Here is a 1018-nt window from a genome sequence, read left to right on the forward strand (position 1 = left end):
AATTGTTTGAGATGATGAATAGATTGTTTTAATTGTTGAATAAGTAAGCGTAATTTTTCGACTAGAAAGGAATGTCTATCGACATTAGGATAGCTTTCTTGAGCAATCACTCTTAATTGAAGTGCATATTTTGTAGCTTTATCCATTGACATTCCTTTATCTGTAGAATTGAATATATGTGTAATCAGTACCTCCTTGTCGATATCAAGAACCATGTCTGGATGAGTAAAGATTTCTGCGATGTTGAGTGCAATGATTGAATATCGACTACTGAATAATCTTTCTAAACCAGGGAATGTTTGATGGAATAATTCAAGGATCTGAAATTTAAGTCGATTTTGTTCATTCTCGATTTCTAGATGAAAACGGACGTGTTCTCTTAATTCAAAGAATATTAACTCATGTATAGGTAAGTTGTCTGTTTGTTTAAGCGTCGGTCCTAAACAAGCAAGCTTATGAGCATCTGCCTGATCAGTTTTCCATGATCTTAGAGTGCTCGTTTTAAATTTGGCTTCTAACGGATTCATTTGAATATAGTTAATTTGATTTACACAACAAAATCGTTCCATACCTCTTGAATAGATACCTGTAGATTCAAAAATGAGTTGTGGGTGGTCTAAGTCATTCAAATACTTGAGTAAATAATTGTAACCATTTTTATTATTTTGGATGAAAAACTCTTTTTGGAATTTTCCATTTTTATAATGTGCAACTACACTACTTCTTTTACTAATATCAACACCTAAGTAATCGATAAAAAAACCTCCTTTGAATAATTGAGAAGCTAAAAACTTTACTCAACCTTTCTCATTTCATTTTCCTATACACGGTTTCAAGAACCCAACATACTACAAACGAATTTCAAAAGGCGAGAGTAAAGCTGACTTGTTTTTTATACGGATTTAAAATCCAAGAGTCTGGACAGTCTACTTCTCTCTATAACTATAAAAAATAGCTATGAAAAAATCTATCGTCATAGATTTCTTCATAGCTAATCTTAGTATGTTTTAAATGATTT

1 pseudogene is annotated in these 1018 nt (G+C 31.4%); it reads right to left on the minus strand.

Annotated features, from left to right (window positions below):
• Nucleotides 1-755: pseudogene (locus ACFFJP_RS20410) on the minus strand (IS110-like element ISSep2 family transposase); the annotation flags it as partial.
• Nucleotides 756-1018 lie beyond the last annotated feature (263 nt).

Origin of the sequence: Rheinheimera tilapiae (genome assembly GCF_042432165.1) — a bacterium.
GTDB lineage: Bacteria > Pseudomonadota > Gammaproteobacteria > Enterobacterales > Alteromonadaceae > Pararheinheimera > Pararheinheimera tilapiae.